This window comes from Streptomyces sp. NPDC098101 (assembly GCF_044760185.1).
Taxonomy (GTDB): domain Bacteria; phylum Actinomycetota; class Actinomycetes; order Streptomycetales; family Streptomycetaceae; genus Streptomyces.
This window is the reverse complement of record NZ_JBIWAS010000004.1, coordinates 955,540-979,319: the sequence shown is the minus strand read 5'-3', so window position 1 is coordinate 979,319 and position 23,780 is coordinate 955,540. Positions and strand designations below refer to the sequence as shown.

The 23,780-nt window shown below is 75.5% G+C and carries 24 protein-coding genes; 15 read left to right on the top strand and 9 right to left on the bottom strand.

From position 1 onward, the window contains the following. Window positions 1–3: 3 nt before the first annotated feature. Entirely contained in the window at window positions 4–741 is a 738-nt protein-coding gene (locus ACIQVI_RS22715; protein ID WP_403598612.1) for a pyridoxamine 5'-phosphate oxidase family protein, read from the bottom strand. 35 nt (window positions 742–776) lie between these two features. On the opposite strand from ACIQVI_RS22715, the gene ACIQVI_RS22710 reads away from it, so the two are divergent. Continuing rightward, window positions 777–2,111 (top strand): aminotransferase class I/II-fold pyridoxal phosphate-dependent enzyme, encoded by a 1,335-nt coding sequence (locus ACIQVI_RS22710; protein ID WP_403598609.1) that lies wholly within the window; start codon window positions 777–779, stop codon window positions 2,109–2,111. A gap of 214 nt (window positions 2,112–2,325) precedes the next feature. Beyond that, complete coding sequence (locus ACIQVI_RS22705) at window positions 2,326–3,174, top strand: oxaloacetate decarboxylase (protein WP_403598606.1); 849 nt, start codon at window positions 2,326–2,328, stop codon at window positions 3,172–3,174. A gap of 46 nt (window positions 3,175–3,220) precedes the next feature. Here ACIQVI_RS22705 and ACIQVI_RS22700 read toward each other — a convergent pair whose 3' ends face one another. Further along, on the bottom strand, window positions 3,221–4,318 hold the full coding sequence (locus ACIQVI_RS22700; RefSeq protein WP_403598603.1) for a DMT family transporter: 1,098 nt from the start codon (window positions 4,316–4,318) through the stop codon (window positions 3,221–3,223). Between the two features lie 74 nt (window positions 4,319–4,392). Here ACIQVI_RS22700 and ACIQVI_RS22695 point away from each other — a divergent pair, with 74 nt between their 5' ends. After that, window positions 4,393–5,295 carry a LysR family transcriptional regulator gene (locus ACIQVI_RS22695; RefSeq protein WP_351969895.1) on the top strand — a complete coding sequence of 301 codons (903 nt, stop codon included), beginning with the start codon at window positions 4,393–4,395 and terminating at the stop codon, window positions 5,293–5,295. 81 nt (window positions 5,296–5,376) lie between these two features. Here ACIQVI_RS22695 and ACIQVI_RS22690 read toward each other — a convergent pair whose 3' ends face one another. Next, a complete protein-coding gene (locus ACIQVI_RS22690) occupies window positions 5,377–5,844 on the bottom strand; it encodes a pyridoxamine 5'-phosphate oxidase family protein (protein ID WP_403598599.1) in 468 nt (155 codons plus the stop codon). Between the two features lie 272 nt (window positions 5,845–6,116). Here ACIQVI_RS22690 and ACIQVI_RS22685 point away from each other — a divergent pair, with 272 nt between their 5' ends. Both ACIQVI_RS22685 and lepB read left to right on the top strand, forming a co-directional pair. After that, on the top strand, window positions 6,117–7,160 hold the full coding sequence (locus ACIQVI_RS22685; protein WP_403598596.1) for an AraC family transcriptional regulator: 1,044 nt from the start codon (window positions 6,117–6,119) through the stop codon (window positions 7,158–7,160). Between the two features lie 144 nt (window positions 7,161–7,304). Continuing rightward, window positions 7,305–7,913: a signal peptidase I gene (gene lepB / locus ACIQVI_RS22680; protein ID WP_351969892.1), complete on the top strand. Its 609-nt coding sequence runs from the start codon at window positions 7,305–7,307 to the stop codon at window positions 7,911–7,913. Between the two features lie 3 nt (window positions 7,914–7,916). On the opposite strand, the gene ACIQVI_RS22675 is transcribed toward lepB, so the two are convergent. After that, window positions 7,917–8,531, bottom strand: coding sequence for a TetR/AcrR family transcriptional regulator (locus ACIQVI_RS22675; protein ID WP_351969891.1), 615 nt, complete (start codon window positions 8,529–8,531; stop codon window positions 7,917–7,919). A 188-nt stretch (window positions 8,532–8,719) separates the two neighbouring features. Between ACIQVI_RS22675 and ACIQVI_RS22670 the strand changes: the two genes are divergently transcribed. The 6 genes from ACIQVI_RS22670 to ACIQVI_RS22645 all read left to right on the top strand — a co-directional run bounded on the left by ACIQVI_RS22670 (window position 8,720) and on the right by ACIQVI_RS22645 (window position 12,652). Continuing rightward, window positions 8,720–9,400: a cholesterol esterase gene (locus ACIQVI_RS22670; RefSeq protein ID WP_351969890.1), complete on the top strand. Its 681-nt coding sequence runs from the start codon at window positions 8,720–8,722 to the stop codon at window positions 9,398–9,400. 154 nt (window positions 9,401–9,554) lie between these two features. Then, window positions 9,555–10,103 (top strand): DUF6114 domain-containing protein, encoded by a 549-nt coding sequence (locus tag ACIQVI_RS22665; RefSeq protein ID WP_403598591.1) that lies wholly within the window; start codon window positions 9,555–9,557, stop codon window positions 10,101–10,103. Next, window positions 10,100–10,885, top strand: coding sequence for a DUF6230 family protein (locus ACIQVI_RS22660; protein ID WP_403598588.1), 786 nt, complete (start codon window positions 10,100–10,102; stop codon window positions 10,883–10,885). The genes ACIQVI_RS22665 and ACIQVI_RS22660 overlap by 4 nt, the downstream gene beginning before the upstream one ends. Then, a complete protein-coding gene (locus ACIQVI_RS22655; protein ID WP_121833967.1) occupies window positions 10,879–11,265 on the top strand; it encodes a DUF6114 domain-containing protein in 387 nt (128 codons plus the stop codon). The genes ACIQVI_RS22660 and ACIQVI_RS22655 overlap by 7 nt, the downstream gene beginning before the upstream one ends. Window positions 11,266–11,330: 65 nt before the next feature. Next, a complete protein-coding gene (locus tag ACIQVI_RS22650) occupies window positions 11,331–11,912 on the top strand; it encodes a hypothetical protein (protein ID WP_351973986.1) in 582 nt (193 codons plus the stop codon). Beyond that, window positions 11,909–12,652, top strand: a complete 744-nt coding sequence (locus ACIQVI_RS22645) for a DUF6230 family protein (RefSeq protein ID WP_403598582.1) — start codon at window positions 11,909–11,911, stop codon at window positions 12,650–12,652. Before ACIQVI_RS22650 ends, ACIQVI_RS22645 begins: the two co-directional genes overlap by 4 nt. Before the next feature lie 26 nt (window positions 12,653–12,678). Here the strand turns inward: ACIQVI_RS22645 and ACIQVI_RS22640 are convergent, their stop codons facing one another. From ACIQVI_RS22640 to ACIQVI_RS22625, 4 genes are all read right to left on the bottom strand, one after another. Next, window positions 12,679–13,437, bottom strand: a complete 759-nt coding sequence (locus tag ACIQVI_RS22640; RefSeq protein ID WP_403598579.1) for an anti-sigma factor domain-containing protein — start codon at window positions 13,435–13,437, stop codon at window positions 12,679–12,681. Continuing rightward, on the bottom strand, window positions 13,434–14,024 hold the full coding sequence (locus tag ACIQVI_RS22635) for a sigma-70 family RNA polymerase sigma factor (protein WP_351973983.1): 591 nt from the start codon (window positions 14,022–14,024) through the stop codon (window positions 13,434–13,436). The genes ACIQVI_RS22640 and ACIQVI_RS22635 overlap by 4 nt, the downstream gene beginning before the upstream one ends. A gap of 75 nt (window positions 14,025–14,099) precedes the next feature. Beyond that, on the bottom strand, window positions 14,100–16,238 hold the full coding sequence (locus ACIQVI_RS22630; RefSeq protein WP_403598575.1) for an MMPL family transporter: 2,139 nt from the start codon (window positions 16,236–16,238) through the stop codon (window positions 14,100–14,102). Window positions 16,239–16,522: 284 nt separating this feature from the next. Next, window positions 16,523–17,014 (bottom strand): MarR family transcriptional regulator, encoded by a 492-nt coding sequence (locus tag ACIQVI_RS22625; RefSeq protein ID WP_351973877.1) that lies wholly within the window; start codon window positions 17,012–17,014, stop codon window positions 16,523–16,525. Between the two features lie 138 nt (window positions 17,015–17,152). Here ACIQVI_RS22625 and ACIQVI_RS22620 point away from each other — a divergent pair, with 138 nt between their 5' ends. The 4 genes from ACIQVI_RS22620 to ACIQVI_RS22605 all read left to right on the top strand — a co-directional run bounded on the left by ACIQVI_RS22620 (window position 17,153) and on the right by ACIQVI_RS22605 (window position 22,466). Then, window positions 17,153–18,796 carry an SDR family oxidoreductase gene (locus ACIQVI_RS22620; RefSeq protein WP_403598571.1) on the top strand — a complete coding sequence of 548 codons (1,644 nt, stop codon included), beginning with the start codon at window positions 17,153–17,155 and terminating at the stop codon, window positions 18,794–18,796. Between the two features lie 414 nt (window positions 18,797–19,210). Next, a complete protein-coding gene (locus tag ACIQVI_RS22615) occupies window positions 19,211–20,584 on the top strand; it encodes a cryptochrome/photolyase family protein (protein ID WP_403598568.1) in 1,374 nt (457 codons plus the stop codon). Between the two features lie 172 nt (window positions 20,585–20,756). Continuing rightward, window positions 20,757–21,443: a sigma-70 family RNA polymerase sigma factor gene (locus ACIQVI_RS22610; protein ID WP_403598565.1), complete on the top strand. Its 687-nt coding sequence runs from the start codon at window positions 20,757–20,759 to the stop codon at window positions 21,441–21,443. Between the two features lie 366 nt (window positions 21,444–21,809). After that, the gene (locus ACIQVI_RS22605; protein ID WP_351970881.1) at window positions 21,810–22,466 is read left to right on the top strand and encodes an alpha/beta fold hydrolase; all 657 of its coding nucleotides are present in this window, start codon (window positions 21,810–21,812) and stop codon (window positions 22,464–22,466) included. Window positions 22,467–22,493: 27 nt separating this feature from the next. Here ACIQVI_RS22605 and ACIQVI_RS22600 read toward each other — a convergent pair whose 3' ends face one another. Then, window positions 22,494–23,720, bottom strand: coding sequence for a MerR family transcriptional regulator (locus ACIQVI_RS22600; protein ID WP_403598784.1), 1,227 nt, complete (start codon window positions 23,718–23,720; stop codon window positions 22,494–22,496). Window positions 23,721–23,780 lie beyond the last annotated feature (60 nt).

Sequence of the window (23,780 nt, the reverse complement as noted above, 5' to 3'; positions counted from 1 at the left end):
CCGTCAGAGCGCGGCGAGGTAGTCGGGCAGGGCGACGGACGGGTCGAGGTCGTCCGCCGGGACCGGGGTGCCGTAGCCGCCGCGCACGGGGACCACGCCGGTCCAGTGGGGGAGGGTCAGGTCCTCGGGGTCGTCGTTGGGGCCGCCGGTGCGGACCTTCGCGGAGACCTCGTCGAGGTCGAGGCGGATCACGGCGGTGGCGGCGAGTTCCTTGGCGTTCGCGGGGCGCGAGTCGGCGGAGCGGCCGGGGACGACGTGGTCCACCAAGGCGTCCAGGGCGGTCCGCAGTTCCTCGGGGTCGGTGACCCGGTGGGCGGTGCCGTGGACGACGACCGAGCGGTAGTTGAGGGAGTGGTGGAAGGCGGAGCGGGCGAGCACCAGGCCGTCGACGTGGGTCACGGTCAGGCAGACCGGCAGGCCGGGGGCCTTCGTGCCGTCGCCGGTCGCGCGCAGCGGTCGCGAGCCGGTGGAGCCGTGGACGTAGAGCCGCTCGCCGACCCGGCCGAAGAGGGTGGGGAGCACGACGGGCACGCCGTCGCGGACGAAGCCGAGGTGGCAGACGTAGGCCTCGTCGAGGATCGAGTGGACCAGCTCCCGGTCGTACGAGGCGCGGTCCCGGGAGCGGGTGGGCACGGTCCGGGCGGTCGGCGTGTAGGCGTCCGGTGTGTAGGCGTCCGAGGGCGGTACGGGGGCGGGGTCGGCGGTCGTGGCGGGAGAGGGGGCTTCGGCGGTGTCGCTCATTGCGCACTCCATTGCACTAGTGCATACTGAGGTTTGTGCTAGGAGAGTATCGGATCGAGGGTCGTCGCGCATCGGACATCGCCGCCAGCGTCGAGCGGGGGGTCGGCGCCGGCGCGCTGGCGCCCGGCCAACTCCTGCCGCCCATGCGGGAACTGGCGACCACCCTGGGGGTGAACCCCAACACCGTCGCCGCCGCCTACCGCACCCTGCGCGAGCGCGGGGTCATCGAGACGGACGGACGGCGCGGCAGCCGGGTGCGGCCCCGCCCCGCCACGACCGCGCGCGGCTCGATCCGCGTCGAGGCGCCCGCCGGGGTCCGGGACGTCAGCAACGGCAGCCCCGACCCCGCCCTCCTCCCGCCCCTCGGCGACGCCCTCGCGGAGGTCGCCCGGCGGTACGCCGAGCGGCCCGGCATGTACGGGGAGGCCCCGGTCGACGAGGAGTTCGGGCGGCTCGCCCGCGCCGCCTTCGACGCGGACGGCGTCCCGGCCGGGCCCGTCGGCGCGGCCTCGGGCTCCCTCGACGCCATCGAACGGGTCCTCGCGGTCCACCTCAGACCGGGCGACGCCGTCGCCGTCGAGGACCCCGGCTGGGGCAGCCTCCTCGACCTGGTGCCCGCGCTCGGACTGCGGCCGGTGCCGGTCGCCGTCGACGACGAGGGGCCGCTCCCCGGGGAGGTCGAGCGCGCGCTCCGGCGGGACGGGGCGCGGGCGGTGATCGTCACCGACCGGGCGCAGAACCCGACCGGCGCCTGCGTCGGCGAGGAGCGGGCCCGGGAGCTGCGGCGGGTCCTCGCCGCGCACCCCGGCGTCCTGCTCGTGGAGGACGACCACGGGCACGGCATCGTCGCGCAGCCGCTGCACCCCCTGGCCGGGGTCACCGACCGCTGGGTTCTCGTCCGTTCGGTCGCCAAGGCCTACGGCCCCGACCTGCGGATCGCCGCCTTCACCGGGGACGCCGAGACCGTCGACCGGGTCCTCGGACGGCAGCGGCTCGGCCCCGGCTGGGTCAGCCGGCTGCTCCAGCGGACCGTCGCGCACCTCTGGGCCTCGGAGTCGGTCGACCCGGCCGTCGTCGCGCGCGCGTACGGCGAGCGGCGCGACGGGCTGGTCCGCGCCCTCGCCCGGCGCGGCGTCGAGGCGTACGGGCGCTCCGGGATGAACGTGTGGGTGCCGGTCGCCGACGAGACGGGCGCGGTCGCGCGGCTCCTCGCGGCGGGCTGGGCGGTGGCCCCCGGCGCGAGGTTCCGGGTGGCCACCGGGCCGGCCGTCCGGCTCACCGTCTCCGGCCTGTCCGTCGCGGACGTCGAGCCGCTGGCCGACGCCGTCGCCGGGGCGGCGGGGCCCGCGCCGGCGCGGAGTTACGGGTAGGAGGCCCGCCGGGGGTGCCGCTGGTGGCGGGTGCCGCTCCAGTGACGTTTCTGCGGTGAATGCGCTACGCCTGGAGGGTGAGTCGTCCCCCTGCGGGGCGGAAGTCCCCCTCCGGGTCGGGGAATCATCGGGTTCCGGCGCGGTCCCACCGTTTCCCGGTGGTGTGCGCCCCTCCACGTTTCCCGTGCTTTCCCCGACCCCCAGGAGCAGGACGATGAGCCACGGCAGCAGGTTGCGCGACCGGATCGCGGAGCCGGGGACGACCCCCCTGATCGGCGTGTACGACATGTACTCGGCCTCCCTGTCGGCCGCGCACTACGACGGGATGTTCGTCTCCGGCTTCGGCTTCGCCGCCTCGCACTACGGGCTGCCGGACATCGGCTTCATCGCCTGGCCCGACATGGTCGCGTTCGTGCAGCGGCTGCGCGGCGCGTTCCCCCGGCACCACCTCCTCGTGGACATCGACGACGGTTACGTCGACCCCGAGGTGGCCTGCCACGTGGTGGAGGGCCTGGAGCGGATCGGCGCCTCGGGCGTGATCCTGGAGGACCAGAAGCGGCCCCGCCGGTGCGGCCACGCGGACGGCAAGCGCGTGCTGCCGCTCGACGAGTACCTCGCCAAGCTGGAGGCGGTCCTCGCGACCCGCCGGGACATGGTCGTGGTGGCCCGTACGGACGCCACCGAGGAGGAGGACATCCTCCACCGGGCCAAGTGCCTGGCCGCCACCGAAGCCGACGTGGTCCTCGTGGACGGCGTGCGCGACGTGGCGGGGATCCGCGCGATCCGCGAGGTGACCGGCGACAAGCCGCTGCTCTTCAACCAGATCGCGGGCGGGAAGTCCCCGCGCCTCTCGCTCGCCGAACTCACCGCGCTCGGCGTGGACGTGGCGATCTACAGCACCCCCTGCCTCTTCGCCGCCCACCGGGCGATCGACTCGGCGCTCGCCGAACTGAAGCGCGCCGACGGCAGGCTGCCGGACCCCGGCCCGGACGGCGGCGTCGGGGTCGCCGTTTCGACCCGCCTCCTGGAACGCAACCTCGCCCACCGCCGTACGGAGGCGTGAGAGGGCGGTCCGCACCCCCGGGTCGTCACCCCGGGGGTACGGAAGCTCAGGCGCGGGTCGCGGGATCCCGGGGAGCGGCGGGGGCGGGCTCCCGTACGTCGGGGAGGCGGGCCGAAGCGGTGCGCAGGGCGGCCGCCTTGGCGGGGAGGGAGGCCGCGGGGAGCGGCTCCGTCTCTCCGGGGAGCGGGGGCGTGCGGCGGCGGGAGGCGCGGGTCTGGGTGAGGGCCGCGCCCGCCAGGACCACGACGGCGCCGACCGGGGTGTTCCAGCCGAGGTCCTCGCCCAGGAGCGTGACGCCCGCCGCCGTGGCGATGACCGGGATGAAGTACGTGACCATGGAGGCCGTCGTCGGGCCGACCTCCGCGACGATGCCGTACTGGAGCAGCATCGCGTACCCCGTGCCGAGCGCGCCGAGCGCGAGCACGGCGAGCAGCGGCAGGAGCTCCACGGATTCCGGCACCGAGGTGAACATGGGGGTGACCACGGCCAGTTGCAGCGTCGCCAGGCCCAGCTGGGAACCGGCGAGCGAGAGGTTCGAGACGCCGGTGCCGCTCAGCGTCCGGCGGACGTAGATCCAGCCGACCGCGTAGCTGAAGGAGGCGAGGAGGGCCAGCGCGGTGCCGGTCACGTCGAGGCCGGAGAAGCCCTGCCAGGCGCCGAGCACCGTCAGCACGCCGACGAAGCCGATGCCCAGACCGGCCGCGCGGACCCGGGTCGGGCGGTCCTCGGAGAGCGCGACGAGGGAGAGCACCATGCCCCACAGCGGGGTCGTCGCGTTGCAGATGCCCGCCAGGGTCGAGGGGATCGTCAGCTCCGCGTACGCGAAGAGGGAGAACGGCAGCGCGTTCAGGAGGAAGGCCGCGACCGTCAGGTGGCCCCAGACGCGGGCGCCGCGCGGCAGCCGGTCCCGCTTCACGACCAGGGCGACGGCGAGCACCGCCGTACCGAACAGGAGCCGCCCGAAGGTGACCTGGAAGGGCGCGAAGCCCTCCGTGCCGACCTTGATGAAGAGGAAGCTGAAACCCCAGATGAGGGCCAGCGCGCCGAACCGGACGCGCCAGTCGAGCAGACGGGAGGCGGGGGCGGGAGGAGTGGTGGGGGCGGCGGGGACGGGGGGAACGGAGGGCGGGGCTGCGGGGCTCATGCTCCTCAGGGTGGCCGGAACAATCGCTTAGGACAAGTGAGACTTCCTCGACCCCTTCCCTTAGCATTGCTTACATGTTGAACCTGGAGCGCCTCCGCACCCTCGACGCCGTCGCCCGGCACGGTTCCGTCAGCGGCGCGGCCGACGGCCTGCACGTCACGACCTCCGCCGTCTCCCAGCAACTGGCCAAGCTGGAGCGCGAGGTCGGGCAGCGGCTGCTCGCCAGGAACGGGCGGGGCGTGCGCCTCACCGACGCCGGGGTGCTGCTCGCCGAGCACGCCGCCCGGATCCTCTCCCAGGTGCAGCTGGCCCAGGCCGACATCGAGGCCCAGCGGGGCCGGGTCGTGGGCGAGGTGCGGCTCGCCGGCTTCCCCACGGCGGCCCGGGGCCTCTTCCCGGGCGCGCTCGCCGCGCTGCGCGCCGGCCACCCCGAACTCCGGGTCCGCACGACGGAGCTGGAGCCCGAGCCGGGGGTCCGCGCGGTGCTGCGCGGCGACGCCGACCTCGCGATCGTCCTGGACTGGAGCAACAAGCGGGCGCCCGTGCCCGGCGGCCTGGAGCGCGCCCACCTCTTCGACGACACCGCCGACGTGGCCCTGCCCGCCGGACACCCGCTGGCCGGGCGCGAGGCGGTGGACCTGGTCGACTTCGCCGACGAGGAGTGGGTCTCCTGGCCGGAGGGCGAGTTCTGCCACGACTGGCTGATGTTCACCCTGCGCTCGCAGGGCATCGAGCCGCGCATCGGCCACTTCGCGGGCGAGCACCACACCCAGCTCGCGCTCGTCGCGGCCGGTCTCGGCGTCTGCGTGACCCCCCGCCTGGGCCGCCCGGTGCCGGAGGGCGTGGCCTTCGTGCCCGTACGCCAGAAGATGCGGCGGCACATCTACGCCACCTGGCGCGCCGACGCGGGCCGCCGCCCCTCCGTCCGCGCGGTCGTCGGGGCCCTGCGGGCGGTGGCCGAACCGCTGGGCTGCTGAGGCGGGGTGCTCCCGGGGCGAGACCGGGGCGACCGGGGCGGGACCGGGGCGACCGGGGCGGGACCGGGGCGACCGGGCCGGTCAGGTGCCGGCGATCTTGCGGAAGTCCCAGGAGGCGACCGCGTCCGGCGTCAGGCGGAGCCAGGCGTGGCGGCCGTCGTGGGGCATCGCGTCCAGACCGAAGTACTTGGCGGCGAAGAGCCTTTCCGGCACGTCGAGCGCGGGGCACGGCTCGCCGGTGCGGGGCGCCTCCCCGACGGGGACGGCCGTGCCCGACAGCTCCGCGCCGCGCAGCTCGCCGTACTCCTCGCCGTCGTCCACCACCACGGCGATCCTCGGGTCGGCGCGCAGGTCCGCCCAGCGGCGGCTGCGGGTCAGGGAGTACAGCCACAGCGAGGTGCCGTCCCAGGCGAACCAGAGCGCGCTCGCGTGCGGGCGCCCGTCGGCCGACACGGTCGCGACCCGGCAGGTGCGCTGCCGCGCGAGGTAGGAGTCGAGCTCGGCCGGGGTCATCATGATCCGGCGTCCACGGCGCTGTGCGGCGGTCATCGTCCGTACCCTTCCGGTTCGCTGAGCGGGTGTCGGAAGCATGGGGGACGGGGCGTGCGCGGGCAAGGGGGTGCGGGGCGGCTCCCTCGCCCCGGCTCCCTCGCCCTCCGGGGGCGCCGGGGCGACCGCGAGCCGTGCCCCCGCCCTCCGGGAAGGGGACCTGGCAAGCCTTACAGTTCTCGGTAGAATGTCCGAACCTGGACATCCTTCCAGGAAAGTGTCCAGCTTCGGGGAACCCGGGGCGCGACGCGGCCGGAACGGAGGCGACGCGCGTGTCGACACGGTCGGTCAGCTCCCACCACGTGCGGGCCGCGCTGCTCGGCGCCGAGCGGCGCGGGGTGGCCCCCGGGCCGCTCCTCGCCCGGGCCGGACTGCCCTCCGCGCTCCTGGAGGAACCCCAGGCCCGGGTCCCCGCCGAGCAGTTCGGCCGACTCGTCAGGACGCTGTGGGCCACCCTGGACGACGAGCTGATCGGCTTCGGCGGCGCGCCCAGCAAGGTCGGCACCTTCGCGATGATGGCCCACGTCGTGGTCCACGGCAGCCGGGACCTGCGCGAGGCCCTGCGGCGCGCCCAGACCTTCTACTCCCTCTTCCCGGCCGGGCCGCGCTTCCGGCTCGTGGAACCCGCGCCGGGCGAGGACCTCCCCGGCGAGGAGGCGGCCGACGAGGCGCGGCTGGAGTTCGACCTCTCCGGGTACGACGACCCCCTCCACTTCGGCGCCGAGTCCACGGTCCTCGTCGCCCACCGCTTCGCCGGCTGGCTGATCCGGCGCAGGATCGGCCTGCGCCGGGTCGAGTTCGTCCACCCCGAGCCCCGGCACGCCCGCGAGTACGGCCTCCTGTTCGGCGCCCCCCGCGTCTTCGGCGCGGAGCGGACGGCCATCGTCTTCGACCGGGCGGACCTCGACGAGCCCGTCCTCCGCGACGGCGCCGCGCTCAAGGTCTTCCTGCGCCGCGCCCCCGTCGACGTGCTCGTCTCCGCCGACTACGGCAGCACCCTCACCGGCCGGGTGCGGCACCTGATCGGGCGCTCCCTGCCCGCCGGTCCCGTGCCGACGCCCGAGCAGCTCGCCGTCCGGCTCTCCGTCAGCCCGCAGACCCTGCGCCGCCGCCTCGCCGCCGAGGGGACGACGTACCAGCGCCTGCGCGACCAGGTGCGGCGCGACCACGCCCTCGCCGAACTGGCCGGCGGCCGGGTCTCCATCGAGCGGCTCTCCCGGCAGCTCGGCTTCTCCGAACCCAGCGCCTTCCACCGGGCGTTCCGGCGCTGGACGGGCGAGACGCCCCGCGCGTACCAGGGGAGGGGCCGGGGGTGACCCCGTACCGGCTGCCGGGCCCGCGCGGTCAACAACCCCGAGCGGTACGGTCACGGCCGACGGCCGCCGTCCGGCCTACCGTCCCGCCATGACCGAAATCGACCGGTCCGGCCGCGTGCGGCGCCCGGACCCCACCCGGCGCCGGTGAACGCGCGCCGGGCGGCCGGCGCCGTCCTCGGGACCGGAGTCCTGCTCTGCCTCCTCGCGGGGGTGGCCGTCACCGCCCTCGGCATCCGGGTCGACGGCACCAGCATGGCCCCCACCCTCCACCAGGGCGACCGCGTGCTCGCCGCCCCGGGCTCCGCCGGGGAGGCCCGCCGGTTCGACGTGGTGCTGCTGCGGGCCACCGGGAAGGACACCCTCCTGGTCAAGCGGGTGATCGGACTCCCCGGCGACCGGGTCGCGATCGTCTCCACGCCGGACACGCCCTTCCAGGTCCTCCTCCAGGAGGGCGGCAAGGGGCCCGTGTACCGGGTGGCGGCGCCCCAGTGGGCCGCGCAGGCCCACCGTACGGGCGCCTGCTGCACGCCGGAGGGCACCCGCTCGTCGCGGGCCGAGCTGCGGACCGTGCCCGAGGGGGCGTTCTTCTACCTGGGCGACAACCCCGACCTGTCGGACGACTCGCGGGCGTACGGCTGGGGCGAGATCGACCGGGTCGAGGGGAGGGTCGGCGTGCGTGCCTTCCCCGTCTCCTCGTCCCCGGACATCGGCAACCGGCCCGTCCTGGAGGAGTACCGGGGGCCGAGCCCCTGAGGCCTACTTCCCCGGGCCCGGCGGGAGCTTCTCGCGGCCCGTGCTCAGGGCGACCCTGACCACCGTGTCCGCGATGCGGCGGGCCGACACCTCGGGGGACGCGGTGGCCTGCACGATGTGGCTCGCGGTCAGCCGGACCGCCGCGTCCACGGCCAGCTCGCGCGCCACCGGGTCGACGGTGGGCCAGGCCTCCGTGACGTACGCGTCGGCCATCGCCGTGGCCGTCGCGAACGCCGCCGCGGACCGGGTCGTGAGGTAGGGGAGGAGCCCGTCCTCGCCGGTGCTGGTCAGCATGGCCCTGATCAGCGGGTTCCGCCCGGCCAGCGTGAGCGTGAAGCCGACGGCGGCCTCGACGGCCGCGCGCAGGTCGTCCCGGTGCGCGTCGAGGCCCGCCTGGATGCCGACGAGGCAGCGCTCCAGCTCGCGCTGGAAGAGGGCCTCGCCGACCGCCTCCTTGGAGGGGAACTCCGAGTACAGCGTCTGCCGGCTGACGCCGACCGCGCCGGCCAGGTGCGCCATGCGCAGCTTGTCGAAGCCGCGGTCCGCGACCGCCTCGTACGCCGCGTCGAGCAGACGCTCGCGCAGCAGTGTCCGGACCGTCTCCCTGAACCGTGGCATCGGCCAAGCCTAGTCCAGAGGAATTCTCCCCAGGATTGTCCGAAGTGTTGACACTCCATAAGAGAGTGTCCAATTCTCGAACATGCAGCCGCAAAGTGTCACCCGTCTCCGACCATCCGGCCGAGGACGCACGGCTGTGTTCACATCCCCACCCGCGCGGCACGTGCGGGACGACGGTTGGAGAGCACATGAAGGAAGAGATCAGAGGGGTCACCCGCTGGCGCAGATCGGCGGTCCTGGCCCTGCCGGCCACCGTGGCGATCGGCGCCATGGCCACGGCGATGGTGCAGGGCGCCCTCGCCGCGAACCTCTCGCTGACGAGCGTCCCCTTCACCCTCAGCTCCAAGACGGTGGCCGCGCCGCAGGGCATCGGCGCGGTCATGCACACCGTCGACGCGGGCGGGCCGAAGGGCGCCGCGGAGGTCGGCCTCGCCAAGGCGGGCCTGGACGGCATCTGCGTCCACGCCGTCCAGTCGGTCAACCTCCCGGTGATCGGCAGCCTCGGCACCTGGTCGCTCAACATCTCCTCGCCGGCCGCCGCGACCCCGCTCACCAGCGAGCAGCTCGTCGCCGGCGCCGGGCTCCAGGCGAACAAGCTGGTCCTGGACGCCCAGGCGCTCAAGGCGTCGACGGCCACCCTGCACGCCGCCGACGGCAGCCCGAACGTCATCGGCGCGGCCGCCGACAGCGCCGGGATCAAGAGCACCGGCATCACCGACGGCACCCCGGGCCAGTTCGGCCTGGACGCCACCGGCGGGCGGACGGACATCAAGAACCTCAACGCCGACGCCAACGCCGCCACGATCTCCGGCGCGATCACCCTGCCCGACCTGGCGATCGGCATCGCCCACGGCGACAAGGGCTGCTGAGCCGTACGGCCCCGGCACCGCCGCCACCGGCCGGGGCCCGCGCTCCCGGAGGCCCGCGTCCAGGCCCTCCGGGAGCGCGGGCCCCCGCCCCCGCCCCCGTACGTCCCCGACCCCCGCTCCCGTACGTCCCCCGACCCACCGCTGCGAGGCCTCCATGAGCACCGATCCGCCGACCGACCCGCCCGAGCCGTCCCGGCCGACCGAGGGGGCCGCCTCCGCCGGGGGGACCGGCTCCTTCGCGGGGGACGCGGAGCCCGACCGACCGCGCGGCGCGCTCGCGGCCTTCCGCCGCTGGCGCCGCACCCGGCCCTTCTGGGCGGCCGTCTGGACCGGGACCGGCGGCTTCGTCATCTTCTTCCTGCCGATGGCCCCCCTCGGCAAGATCCTCCAGGTCGGCATCGGCGGGATCGCGGGCATGGCGGGCGGAGTCGTCCTCATGGCGATGGCCCTGCTCATCCTGCTGCTGCCCAGCCAGCGCCACACCGCGGGCGTCCTCGCGGTCATCGCGGGCGTCGCCTCCTTCCCCCTGTCGAACCTCGGCGGCCTCTTCGTCGGCATGGTCCTCTCGGTCCTCGGCGGCTCCATGGCCTTCGCCTGGCTCCCCGAGAAGCCCGCCAAGCGGGCCGGCGGCCTCTTCCGCCGCGGCCGGACGGCCACCGAAACCCCCGTACCCCCCGTGTCCATTGGGAGCGGATCCGCATGAACCACCTCTTCTCCGGCCCCCGCGGGCTCGCCAAGTCCCTCACCCGGATGCGCACGGCCGGCGCCCGCGCCGCCGCCGACTGGAACACCCGGATGCTGGCCGAGGCCGCCGACGACACCCGTCGCGGCACCCGCTGGGGACGCGGCGCGCTCGCCTTCGTCCCCTCGGCCCTGGCCATCGGCGCCCTCGGCACGGCCCTCGCCCAGGGGGCGCTCGCCGCCAATTTCAGCGTCACGGGCGAGCCCTTCACCCTGACCTCCAACGGCGTCCAGGGCAGCGGCTTCGGCGCCATCGTCAACACCCCGGCCGTCGGCCGCCCGGACGGCACCACGACCACCAACACCGCGATGGCGCGCGTCGGTTTCGCCAGCGCCGGGCTCGCCGGACTGTGCGGCATCGTCCACCAGAAGATCGCCGGAGTCCCGTACTCGCTGCTCCTGACCGGCGGCCAGAAGGTGACGGCCACCCCGCCCGGGACCTTCACCACCGACATCGACGCCTCGAACCTCTACATCCAGGCCACCGAACTCCAGGCGTACGGGCCCACCACCCTCCAGAACGCGGTGCTCGGTCAGTCCGCCGACCAGGTCACCGTCGCCGGCAAGCCCCTCACGGGCGCGCTGCCCGGCGGGTTCGGACTCGGCTCGGCGGGCGGCGAGGGCGGCAGCTCCATCAAGCTGCACGGACTCAACGCCACCGCGTACGACGCGGAGATGGCGGGCGCGCTCGTTCTGCCCGACCTGAAGATCAAGGTCGTTCCCGGAACGGCCACGACGTGCTGAGCCGGGCGAAGGCCGCGTGGGCCTGGTTCGGGGCCTTCCGCCGCACCCGCCCCTTCTGGGGCGGGGTGTGGCTGGTCGCCGGGGGCTGGACCGTCCTCAAGTTCTCCCTCAGCTCCCTCCAGCTGATCGTGAGCACGGGCTTCGGGGGGATCGCCGGCTACCTGGTCGGCGGCGGGATGATCCTGTGCGGCCTCATCCCGATGGCGCTGCCCGCCCAGCGGTACACCTTCGGGCTCATCGGCGCGGTCCTCGCCGTCGTCTCGCTGGTCGTCTCCAACCTGGGCGGCTTCCTGCTCGGCATGGTCCTCGGCGTCCTCGGCGGCTCCATGCTGGTGGGCTGGGGAGCCAAACGCCCGCGCCGCAGGGCGGTGGAAGGGTGACGGCCGGGGCGCGCGGGGTGCGGAAGGCGCGCGGGGCGGGCGCGGCGCGGCGGAAGTCGCTCGCCGTGAGCACCGCCCTGGTGCTCGCCGTCGCCACCGCCGTCTGGTCGGGGCAGCCGGGCAGCGCCTCGGGGGCGCCCGCCGCGGTCCAGCCCCTCGGCGTCCCCTTCCTGCCCTCCCCGGACCCGCTGCGCGTCACCATCGACAGCATGGTCGCCGTCTCGCTGACCGTCGACAAGAACGTCACCATCCGGCTCTCGGACGGCACGACCCGGACCACCAACCAGTACACCTTCACCAAGCTCAAGATCCGCTCGCACATGAACGTGGTTCAGCGGGCGAACGGCCACACCGTCACCATCGACGTGCCCGACGAGGGCTCGCTCGGCGGCTACGACAGCGCGGGCAAGCCCGAGACGACGACGATGTGGGGGAACATCACCAACGTCTGCCTCCGCGTCCTCGTCAAGATCTGCGGGGTGCAGGGCCTCCTCGACTTCTTCGGCTCGATCATCCCGCTGACCGCCGGGGCCGAGGACTTCGCCGGGGACATCTACGCGATCCGGACCGTCGACGACCACGCGGCCCTGAACTCCACCGACAACCCCGTCCACCTCCCCGGAACCATCACGGTGACCTCCCCATGAGCCCCGTCACGAGCCCCGTCACGACCCCTGAGAGCCGCAGCCCGGAAGGGCGCGTCCAGGAGGAGGGCCGCACCCACTGGCGCCGGTCCCTCGCCGTCGCCGTGCCCGCGCTCCTCGCCGCCGGCGGCCTCGGGGCCGCCATGGCGAGCGGCGCGCTGGCGGTCGGCCTCCAGATCCAGGACCGGCCCGTCGACTTCACCACCAGCAGCCTCTACGGGACGCAGTACGGCGCCGCCGTCGTCGACCAGGCCGTCGTGCGGCCCGACGGCTCGGCCGGGACCGTGCGGGTGCTCCGGATGGGCTTCGCGGACGGCATGATCAACGGCCTGTGCCTGAGCCAGAAGCAGCAGATCGGCGGAGCCACGTACACCCTGATGCTGGTCCTCGGCGACGACAACCCCGGCTCCTGGGAGATCAGGACCAAGAACACCGTCCTCGACCTGAAGAACGCCACCGGCGTCCTCGACATGGACGGCATCGTCGACCTCAACACCAACGGCGCCGACGTGAAGACCGTCAAGGACGCCTCCGGGGCGTACGTCGACAACCCGCTGAACAGCCCGCAGCACCGCTTCGGCATCCAGGCGCGCTACGCCAAGTTCGACCGGATCGTCGGCACCGCCCAGGACTTCCAGCTCCCGGGCCTCCTCACCACCCCCAAGCTGAAGCTGTCCGTGAAGCCGGGATCGGTCGCCTGCCCCACCCCGCCGGCGCCGACCGGGACGCCCGGGACGCCGTGAGGCGGGGCGGCGACCGCCCCGCCTCCTCAGGCCGCCGGCATCGCCATCGTCGCCACCGGGTCCGAGGTCGGGCGGGGCGAACCGCCCTCCGGCTCCACGGTGATGCCGATGCCGGCCGAGCGGTTCGCCGGCCCCTCCAGGAGGACCGTCGAGGTCGCCGCGTCCGGCGTCATCAGACCGGCCGACCGCATCGTCCCGGAGTCGTCGTACCAGAGCTGGTAGACCTTCCCGGGCGGCGGCGCGGGCATCCCCGTCGCGGCGAACACCGCCCGGTCCAGGGACGGCGAGTGGACCAGGGTGCCCACCGCGCCGTCCGCGAGCCGGGCCGTGGAGACCCGGGCGTCCGGCGCGGCGAGCACGGCCGCCACGGCCTCCGCGCGCTCCTCCGCGACGGCCGCGCGGCGATCGGCCTCCTCCGCGCGCCCGTACTGCCAGCCCGCGATGCCGCCGAGCGCCACCAGACCGGCCAGCGAGGCGGCCAGCGCCCAGCGGGGCAGCCGCCGCAGACCCCGCGGGCCCCCCGCCGAGCGACCGACGGGCCGGGTGGCGGGCGGCAGTTGGCGCACGTCCGTGATCCGGCGGAGCACCTCGGCGCGCAGGGCCGGGTCGACCGGCGCGGCGGCGGCGAGGCCCAGGCGCACGGTCGTCTCGGACAGTTCGCGGACCTCGTGCGCGCACGGGACGCACTGGGTGAGGTGCCGCTCGACCGCCTCCCGCTCCTCGTCCGTCTCCAGGGCGTCGAGGACATAGGCGCCGGTCAGCGTGTGCAACTCGTCGGTGGTCACGCCGTCACCCCCAGGCAGTCGCGGAGCCGGATGAGCCCGTCGCGCATCCGGGTCTTCACGGTCCCCAGCGGGAGCGAGAGCAGCTCCGCGACCTCACGGTAGGTCAGACCGCGGTAGTAGGCGAGGGTGACGGACTGGCGCTGGCGCTCGGTGAGACCGCGCAGACAGCGCCGTACCCGCTCGCGGTCCAGCCGGTTCTCCACCTCCTCGGTCACCTCGTCGTACGCGGGACTGTGGTCCAGCAGCGCGACCCGCCGGGCGCGGTCCGACGCGGCCTGCTCGGAGCGCACCCGGTCCACGGCCCGGCGGTGGGCGAGGGTCAGCGCCCAGTTCAGGACGGAGCCCCGGTCCGGCCGGTAGTGGGCGGCGGAGCGCCAGAGGTCGACCATCACCTCCTGCGTCACCTCCTCGGACTGCGCGGGGTCGCGCAGCACCGAGCGGACCACGCCCAGGACGGGGCCGGACACCCGGTCGAAGACGCCGGCGAAGGCGTCCTGGTCCCCGCGGGCCACCCGGACCATCAGCTCCGGCAGCCCGTCGCTCCGGTCCGGGGCCGGACCGCCTCCGACGCGTGCGTGCTCTCTCATCCGCCTGTGCCCTCCTGGGTGTCCTCGGGTGCGCCGCTCCGGAGGGTGTTCGGAGCGGCGGCCCCGGGGGATTGGTCAGGTCCGCGCGTGGTCCGGAGCGCCCACCCCCTCCTTCGGGAGGCGGCTCAGCGCGCCCGGCCACCACGCCTTCGGGCCGAGGTCCCGGACGAGCGCCGGGACGAGGAGCGAGCGGACCACCAGGGTGTCGAGCAGGACGCCGAAGGCCACGATGAACGCGATCTGCACGAGGAACGCCAGCGGGATCACGCCGAGCGCGGCGAAGGTCGCCGCGAGCACCACGCCCGCCGAGGTGATCACGCCGCCGGTCGCGGTCAGGCCGATGCGGACGCCCTCGCGTACCCCGTGGCGCAGCGACTCCTCGCGGACCCGGGACATCAGGAAGATGTTGTAGTCGACCCCGAGCGCCACCAGGAAGACGAAGCCGTACAGCGGCACCGAGGAGTCCGTGCCGGTGAAGCCGAAGACGTGCTCGAAGACGAGCGCCGAGACGCCCAGGGTGGCGGCGAAGTTGAGCGCCACCGTGGCGACGAGCAGCAGCGGCAGCACGAGCGAGCGCAGCAGCGCCACCAGGATCACCAGGATGATCGCCAGGACCACCGGCACGATGAGCGCCCGGTCCCGGGCGGCGGTCCGCTGGGTGTCGTACTGCTGCGCCGTCGAGCCGCCCACCAGGGCGTCCGCCCCGGGGACCGCGTGCACGGCGGTACGGAGCCGGGCGAGCGTCTCGCGCGCCGCGTCGCTGTCGGCGGCGTCGGCGAGGGTGGCGTCGATCCGGACCCGGCCGTCGACCACGAGCGGCTTCCCGGGGGCCGGGCGGCCCGTCGCGTCCACCGGGAACGCCGAGTCGACGCCCTCGACGTCCTCGGCCGCGGCGGCCACCCGGGTCGCGGCCCCGGCGTCGGCGATGATCACGGCGGGGTTGCCCGCGCCGCCGGGGAAGTGGCGGCCGAGGGTCTCCTGCGCGGCGACGGACGGCGCGTCGTTCACGAAGATCTCGTCGAAGGGGACGCCCCGGGAGTTCAGCGCGGGCGCGAAGGCCGCACAGGCCAGGAGGCCGGCGAGGGTGATCGCCCACACCTTGCGGGGCGCGCGGTCGACGACGTCGGCGATGCGCTGCCAGACGGCCTGACCGCCCTTCGCGGCCGTGCCGTCCGCGCCCTCGGGGAGCGTCTTCGGACGGGCCGGCCAGTACGCGGCGCGGCCCGTGAGGACCAGGGCCGCCGGGAGGAAGGTGAGCGCGCTGAGGACCGCGCAGACGATGCCGATGGCGCCGACCGGGCCGAGCGCCCGGTTGTTGGACAGGTCGCTGGCGAGCAGCGCGATCAGCGCGAGGGCGACGGTGGCGGCGCTGGCGACGATCGGCTCGAAGGAGCGGCGCAGGGCCTTCCGCATGGCGGCGAAGCGGTCGGCGCCGGGGGCGGTGAGTTCCTCCCGGTAGCGGGCGGCGAGCAGCAGCGCGTAGTCGGTCGCGGCGCCGATCACCAGGATGGACAGGATGCCCTGCACCTGGCCGTCCACCCTGACCAGGTCGGCGTCGGCGAGCACGTACACGACCGCGCAGGCCAGACCGAGGGCGAACACCGCGCCCACGATGATCATCAGGGGCAGCAGGACGCTGCGGTAGACGACGAGCAGGATCAGCAGCACCGCGATCAGGGCGACGCCGAGCAGCAGTCCGTCGATGCCGGAGAAGGCGCCGGAGAGGTCGGCCTGGGTGGCGGCGGGGCCCGCGAGCCACACGGTCGTCCCGGGCACCGGGGCCGCCGCCTTCCGCACCGATTCGAGCGTGTCCGGCAGGGCGTCGCCGAGGTCGGGCCGGAGCGGGACGACGGCCCGCAGCGCCTTTCCGTCCTCGGCGGCCAGGGCGGGGGAGGGGGTCCCGGCGATCCCCGGGCGGCCGGAGAGGGAGGCGAGGGCCCGGGTGGCGTCGGCGGCCGCGCCGGGGGAGAGGGCCCCGCCGTCCTTCGCCGTCCACACCACGATCGCGGGCACGGACTCCGAGGTCCGGAAGGCCTTCTGCGCCTCGATGACCTTGGTGGACTCGGCGCTGCGGGGCAGGAAGGCCGCCTGGTCGTTGGTGGCGACCTCGCCGAGCCGGCCGGCGAAGGGGCCGAGCCCGCCGCCGACGGCGAGCCAGACGAGGAGGAGGACCAGGGGGACGAGGAAGCGGGTCCGGCGCGGGGCGCTGGGCATCGGGTCTCCGAACTATGACTTGACCGTTAAGTATCTCAATGGTTGAGAGAAGTGTGTATCACGCCGGGAAGGGCCGGACCCCCGGGTACCCGGAAAGGACGATCGGATGCCAGGGAACACCGCGTACGAGTGCTCTCGTGGGGGCTTCGGGCGGGGCGGGGTGGGCGGATGCACCCGTTCGGAGTACTCGCCCGTTGGGAGTGTCCGCGTACGCGCTGGTTCGGGGTGTCCGTTCGGGGCCCGTTCGCTCCGGGGGCGCCCGCTCGTTTCGCGACGCGCCCGTCTCAGCGGCGCGGTACGCGCAGGGCGCCCAGTTCGTCGTTCAGGACGTTCAGGAAGCGCAGGGCCACCGCGAGTTCGTCGTCGTCGAACCGGTCCCGCGCGCGGGCCGTCGCCTCCGCGAGCGGCAGGAAGTACCGCCGGGCCGCCGCCCGCGCCCCGTCCTCGTAGTGCACGTGCACCAGACGGCGGTCGGCGCTCTCCCGGGACCTGCGGATGTGCCCGGCCCTCTCCAGCCGGTCCAGACAGGCCGTCACCGCGCCGGAGGTGAGCCCGAGGTGCTCCCGCAGCCGCCCCGGCGTCAGCGGCTCGGGGCTGTCCAGGACGACGGCGAGCGCCTGCACGTCCGTGGGGTGCAGCCCCTGCGCCTGCGCGAAGCCGTGCACGAGCCGGTTGATCTCGCCCTGCGTCCGCCGCAGCGCGACGGCGAAACTGTGCAGGTCACCGGCGGCGCCCGGAGGGGCGGCGGGAACGTCTCGGTCTTCTTCGCGGGCCACGCGTTCAGCCTATAGACCCCGCCCTCCCGCATCCGTCCGGGCCGCGACGGAAGAAGACCGGGAGAAGAATCGACGTGGGACCCGTTCCGCGCGGGCCCCGGCACGCCCATCCCCGGGACGGAACGGAGCACCCCCGCCATGGCGACGCACCCCAGCGCCACGCCCGACCCGACGCCGGACGGACCGCCCGGCGCGGCACCCGGAGGACCGTCCGGTTCCGGTCTCTGCCTCGTGACCGGGGCCGGCGGCTACATCGGCGGCCGGCTCGTGCCCGAGCTGCTCGACGCGGGCCACCGCGTGCGCTGTCTGGCCCGCACCCCCGCCAACCTCCGCGACTACCCCTGGGCGGACCGGGCCGAGGTCGTCAAGGGCGACGTCACCGACGCGGCGAGCCTGCGGCCCGCGTTCGAGGGCGTGGACGTGGCCTACTACCTGGTGCACTCCCTCGGGGCCGGCCGCGACTTCGAGGAGACGGACCGGCGCGCGGCCCGGACCTTCGCCGAGGAGGCCCGCGCCGCCGGCGTCCGCCGCATCGTCTACCTGGGCGGCCTCACCCCGAAGGGCGTGCCCGAGGGCGAACTCTCCCCGCACCTGCGCTCCCGCGCCGAGGTCGGACGCATCCTGCTCGACTCCGGCGTCCCCACCACCGTGCTGCGGGCCGCCGTCGTCATCGGCTCCGGATCCGCCTCCTTCGAGATGCTCCGCTACCTCACCGAGCGGCTCCCCGTGATGCTGACCCCCAGCTGGGTCAGGACCCACGTCCAGCCCATCGCCGTGCGCGACGTGCTGCGCTACCTCGTCGGCAGCGCGACCATGCCCCCGGACGTCAACCGGACCTTCGACGTCGGCGGCCCGGACGTCCTCACGTACCGCGACATGATGATCAAGTACGCGGCGGTCGCCGGTCTGCCCAAGCGCCTCATCGTGTCCGTGCCGATGCTCACCCCCGGCCTGTCCAGCCACTGGATCGGCCTGGTCACGCCCGTCCCCGCCGGCCTGGCCCGGCCGCTCGCGGAGTCGCTGCGGTACGAGGTCGTCTGCGCCGAGCACGACATCGCGGAGTACGTCCCCGACCCGCCCGGCGCCCCGATCTCCTTCGACCGGGCCCTCGCCCTCGCCCTCCGGCGGATCCAGGAGGCCAAGGTCACCACCCGCTGGTCCTCCGCCTCGCTCCCCGGCGCGCCCAGCGACCCGCTGCCCACCGACCCCGACTGGGCCGGCGGCAGCCTCTACGTCGACGAACGCGAACGGACCGTCGACGCCCCGCCGGAGACCCTCTGGAAGGTCGTCGAGGGCATCGGCGGCGAGAACGGCTGGTACTCCTTCCCGCTGGCCTGGGCCGTACGCGGCTGGCTCGACCGGCTCGTCGGCGGCGTGGGCCTGCGCCGGGGCCGCCGCGACGCCCAGCGGCTCCGGGTCGGCGACGCGCTCGACTTCTGGCGGGTCGAGGAGATCGAGCGCGGCAGCCTGCTCCGGCTGCGCGCCGAGATGCGGCTCCCCGGGCTCGCCTGGCTGGAGATGCGCTCCGAACGGGACGAGCGGGGGCGGACCCGCTACCGCCAGCGCGCTCTGTTCCACCCGCGCGGACTCGCCGGACAGCTGTACTGGTGGAGCGTCGCGCCGTTCCACGCGGTGGTCTTCGGCGGCATGGCGAGGAACATCGCCCGCACGGCGGAACGGGCGGCCGCGTCCCCGAAGGACGCGGGTACGGAAGCGGACGCGCCGACGGCCCGCGCCGGGGACGTACCGGCCCACGCGGGGGACGCGCCGCCCCGGAGCTGAACCCTGCCGCCCCGGGGCCCGAGCCCCACCATCCGGGGTCCGGGACCCGGCCCGGACCTGGGGCCGCCGCATCCCCCGGCGTCGTACCGGACCCGGGACCCGTCGCGCCCCGGCGCCGTACCGGACCCCGGACCCGCCGTGTACCGGAAACCCGCCCCGGACCCGGGACCCGCCACGTCCCCGGGCCCCCAGCCCTGCGGCCACCGCCTCCCGGGGGCGCCCCCGCACGCACGGAACCGTCATTCCCGCCCCCACCCCGCATCCACGCACCCGCCGCCGGGAGAAAAAGGGCGGCACGGCCCTTCTGCGGACACGTCCCACCGGGAGGGCACGGCCCCGTCGCGGGAACAGCCGCACCACAGCCGCAGTCCACCGGGCGCCCGGCCCGGTGGCCGAACCCCAGGAACAGGCGCCATGACCGTCTCCGTCGTCCTCTTCACCTCCGACCTCCGGGTGCACGACCACCCGCCCCTGCGCGCCGCGGTGGACGCGGCGGACGAGGTCGTCCCGCTGTTCGTCCGGGACCCCGCCGTCGACCGGGCCGGATTCGCCGCGCCGAACCGGCTCGCCTTCCTCGCCGACTGCCTGGCCGACCTGGACGCCGGGCTGCGGCGGCGCGGCGGGCGGCTCGTCGTGCGCACGGGCGACACCGTGGCCGAGGCGTGCGGGGTGGTGCGGCGGTCCGAGGCCGACGAGGTCCACATGGCCGCCGGGTACTCGGCCTTCGCCCGCGCCCGGGAGGAGCGGCTGCGGCAGGCCCTGGAGGAGGACGGCCGCCGCCTCTACGTCCACGACGCCGTGACCACCGCCGTACCGCCCGGCGACGTCACCCCGCAGGCCTCCGACCACTTCGCGGTCTTCACCCCGTACTTCCGGCGCTGGTCGGCCGAGCCGCTCAGGTCGCCCCTGGCGGCCCCCAGGGCGGTACGGGTCCCGGACGGCCTGCGCTCCGACGAACTGCCGGCCCGTTCCTCCGTGCCGGGCGTCTCCGAGGGCCTGGCGAAGGGCGGCGAGGAGGCGGGCCGCCGCAGGCTCGGCGCCTGGCTGTCCCGGCACGCCGACGCCTACGGGACCGGTCACGACGACCTCGCGGGCGACACCACCTCGCGCCTCTCGCCGTACCTCCACTTCGGCGCGGTCTCGGTCACCGAGGCCGTCCACCGGGCGCGGGCGCGCGGCGGCCCGGGCGCCGAGGCCTTCGTACGGCAGCTGTGCTGGCGGGACTTCCACCAGCAGATGCTCGCCGCACGGCCCTCGGCGGCCGTCGAGGACTACCGGCCCCGGCACGACCGCTGGCGGCGGGGCGCGGAGGCCGAGGCGGACCTGCGGGCCTGGAAGGAGGGCCGGACCGGCTACCCCGTGGTGGACGCGGCCCTGCGCCAACTCGCCCACGAGGGCTGGATGCACAACCGGGGCCGGCTGCTCACCGCCTCCTTCCTCACCAAGACGCTCTACCTCGACTGGCGGGAGGGCGCCCGGCACTTCCTGAGCCTCCTCGTGGACGGCGACGTCGCCGAGAACCAGCTCAACTGGCAGTGGGTGGCGGGGACGGGAGCCGACACCCGGCCCAACAAGGTCCTCAACCCCGTGCTCCAGGGCAGGCGTTACGACCCCAACGGCGCCTACGTCCGCCGCTGGGTCCCCGAACTCGCCGCCCTGAACGGCGCGTCGGTCCACGAACCCTGGAAGCGCGAGGACCGCGACCGGGTCGCGGGCGACTACCCCGAGCCGCTCGTCGGCCTCGCCGACGGCACCGCCCGCTTCCGGCACGGCAGGGGACTGGAGTAGGGCGGGCAGGCCGAGGGACGGGAGGAGCGGGAGAGGGGGGAGGGCGGGACGGGAAGCGCTGCGCCGGAAGAGGAAAGACGATGCACAAACGATGCGAGTTGTTCCACCTCGCTCCCCGGCCGGAGTCTGAGGGAGCCGGGGGCACGGAGCCCCAGCGAGGAGGAGCTTCGCCATGAACGCAGCCCGTACGGCCGTCCTCGGCCCCGCCCCCGCCCACGAACCGACCGCCTCGGACCACCCCTCGGACCACGCTGCGGACCCCCGGAGGGACGGAGCGGCGGACCTCCCCCTCGGCCTCTCCGACGCCGAGGTCGGCCAGGGGCTCGTCCGGGGCGACGAGCGCTGCCTCGCCCTCGCCCACCACCGCTGGGCACGCCTCGTGCACACCCTGGCCTCCCGCGCCCTGGGCGACCCCCGCGAGGCCGAGGACGTCACCCAGCAGGTCTTCCTCGCCGCCTGGCGCGGCCGTGCCGGATACCGCCCCGAACGCGGCTCCGTACCCGCCTGGCTCGTCGGCATCACCCGGCGGAAGATCGCCGACGCCCTCACCGCCCGCACCCGCCGGCTCGACCTGGTCGCCGCCGCCGGAGCGGCGCTGCCCCCGTCCGACGGCACCGGCGAGGGTCCCGACCACGTCCTCGACCGGATCGTGGTCACCCGCGAACTCGCCCGCCTGCCGCGCGTCCAGCGCGACGTCCTGGCCCTCGCGTTCTTCGGGGACCTGACGCAGACGCAGATCGCCCACCGGACCGGCCTGCCCCTCGGCACCGTCAAGAGCCACGCGCGCCGGGGCCTCCAGCGGATGCGCCGCAGCCTCGCCGTCGCCGAAGCGGCCACCGGCCGGGCGGCCACTGCCTGACCCGGGCCCGGCGACCTGACGTTCTCCGCCTCGCGCGAGCCCCGCGCGAGTCCCGTGCGAGCCCCGTCCGGTTCCCGCCTCCCCCCGGAGGCCCGGGGCCCGGGCGGCCGCCCGCCCGGCGCCCGGACCGCTCCGGGGCCTTCCCGTCCGGTGGGGCCCGTACCTGACAGCCCGTGGGACCTGGCAGACTGCGGGCCTCACGGTCGTCTCCCCCCTCGTCATGAGCGGACCGCTCATCCGGGGAAGCGGCAAGCGACTCCTGGAGGCCCCCATGGCACAGCGGCCCGGACACGCGGCCCACGAGGCCCGCGCGAGCGGTCCCTCCTCCCGGCCGGCGCGCCGGCGCACGGGCGGGACGGCCGCGCGGTGAACGTCTGCCGTACCCGGCGCGCCGAGACCGGCGCCCTCCTCGTCCGCAGCGCCCCCGCCGCTCCCGCCACCCCCACCGCCGCCGTCCTGCTGCTCCACGGCGGCCGCGCCGACGGGCCCGAGCCGCCGCCCGCCCTCAACCTCCCCGCGCTGCGGATGCGCCCCTTCGCCGCCGCCGTGACCCGTGCCGTCCGGGGCCGCAGCGTCCTCGTCGCCGAGGTCCGCTACCGCCACCGCGGCTGGAACGGGGCGCGCGCCGACGCCGCCAAGGACGCCGAGACCGCCCTGAACGACCTCCGGGAGCGGATCGGGTCCGTGCCCGTCGTGCTCCTCGGCCACTCCATGGGCGGCCGCGCCGCGCTCCGCGCCGCCGGCGACCCCGCCGTGCGCGGGGTGGTCGCCCTCGCGCCCTGGTGCCCGTCCGACGAGCCCGTCGAGCACCTCGGCGGCCGCCGCCTCTACCTGCTCCACGACGAGACCGACCGCGTCACCTCCGCCCGCGAGTCCTGGGACTTCGTCCGCAGGGCCAGGGCGGCGGGAGCCGACGCGGTCGGCATCCCGATGCGGATCGGCGGCCACGCCATGCTCCGGGGCGCGGACCTCTGGCACCGCCGGGCGGCCGAGCTCACGGCGGCGCTGCTGTCGCACGGCTGAGACCGCCGGGCCCCGGCCCGCGCCCGGTCACGCCGGGAGGGCGGCCCGTACCCCCGCGTGCTGGGAGAGCGCGTCGAGCGCCTCCCGCAGACCGCCCGGGCGCAGCGTCCCCGGCTCCGGCCTCCGGCCCGCCCAGCCGGGACCGGCCAGGAGCATCAGCGGACGCGTCCGCGCCCCCTTCACGCCGAACGAGCTCCCGGCGACGTGCCGGGCGAGGGCGTGGTTCGCGGTGGAGCGCGCCTGCGACCAGAGCACGACCGCGGCCGGGCCCATGCGCCGCACGGCGGCGTCGAGCGCCTCGGCGGGGACGGCCGCGCCGAACATCCGGGTCGGCAGCCCCCGTTCGGAGAGCCCCGCCGCCAGCGCCTCAAGGGGCAGGGTGTGCTGCTCGCCGGGCACACAGGCCAGGAGCACCGGCGGTACGGAGGCCACGGAGCCGTGTCCGGCGGGCACGACCTGCCGGAGCGCGGTCGACACGTGCCAGGACAGCAGGTGCTCCACCTCGACGTAACGGTCCCCGGACGACTCCCACTTGCGTCCCACGGCGTGCAGGGTGGGGGCCATCACCTCCTCCCAGGCGGTGACGAGCCCGTGGTCCGCGACCGCCTCCCGGAGCAGGGCGTCCAGGGCGGGGCTGTCGAGCCGCACGGCGGCCCGCGCGAGCCCCCGGCACTCCCTCCGTACGTCACCGAGCGGGAGCCCGTTGCCGGACCCGGGCTGCCGTGCGGGCCTCGCCCCGTCCACCGGCCGCGGCCGCCCGTCCGGGGCGCCGGGGACACGGGGCCGGGCGTCCGGCTCTTCGGCCCCTTGCTCCTCCGGCCCCGGGGAACGGACGGAACCGGCCGCCTCGGAACGGTCCGGCTCCGGACCTTCACGACGTTCCGGGTACGGCTCCGTGGACCGGCCCCGCGTCTCCGGAGCCGTGGGACCGGGACCTGCACCGGAAGCCGTGCCGGAGACCGCCCCGGAGCCCGTGTCGGAGGCCGCACCGGAGCCCGCCCCGGAAGCCGCTCCAAAGCCCGCGCCGAGGCCCGCGTCCGGATCCGCGCCCCCCGTCCTGCTCGCCCGCGCGATCCGCGCCGCCTCCGCCGGAGGGGCGCCCGAGGCCGTCAGCCGGCACATCTCCTCCAGCATCGCGACGTCCTCCGGGGCCCACCGCCGGTGCCGTCCGTCCTCGCGGGCGGCGGGCCCGATCCCGTACCGCCGGTCCCACGAGCGCAGGGTGGTCGGGGACACCCCGAGGCGCCGCGCCATCGTCCCGGTGGTGATCCCGTACGTCGCCGAGTCGTTCATACGGCCAGGTTACGACGCACG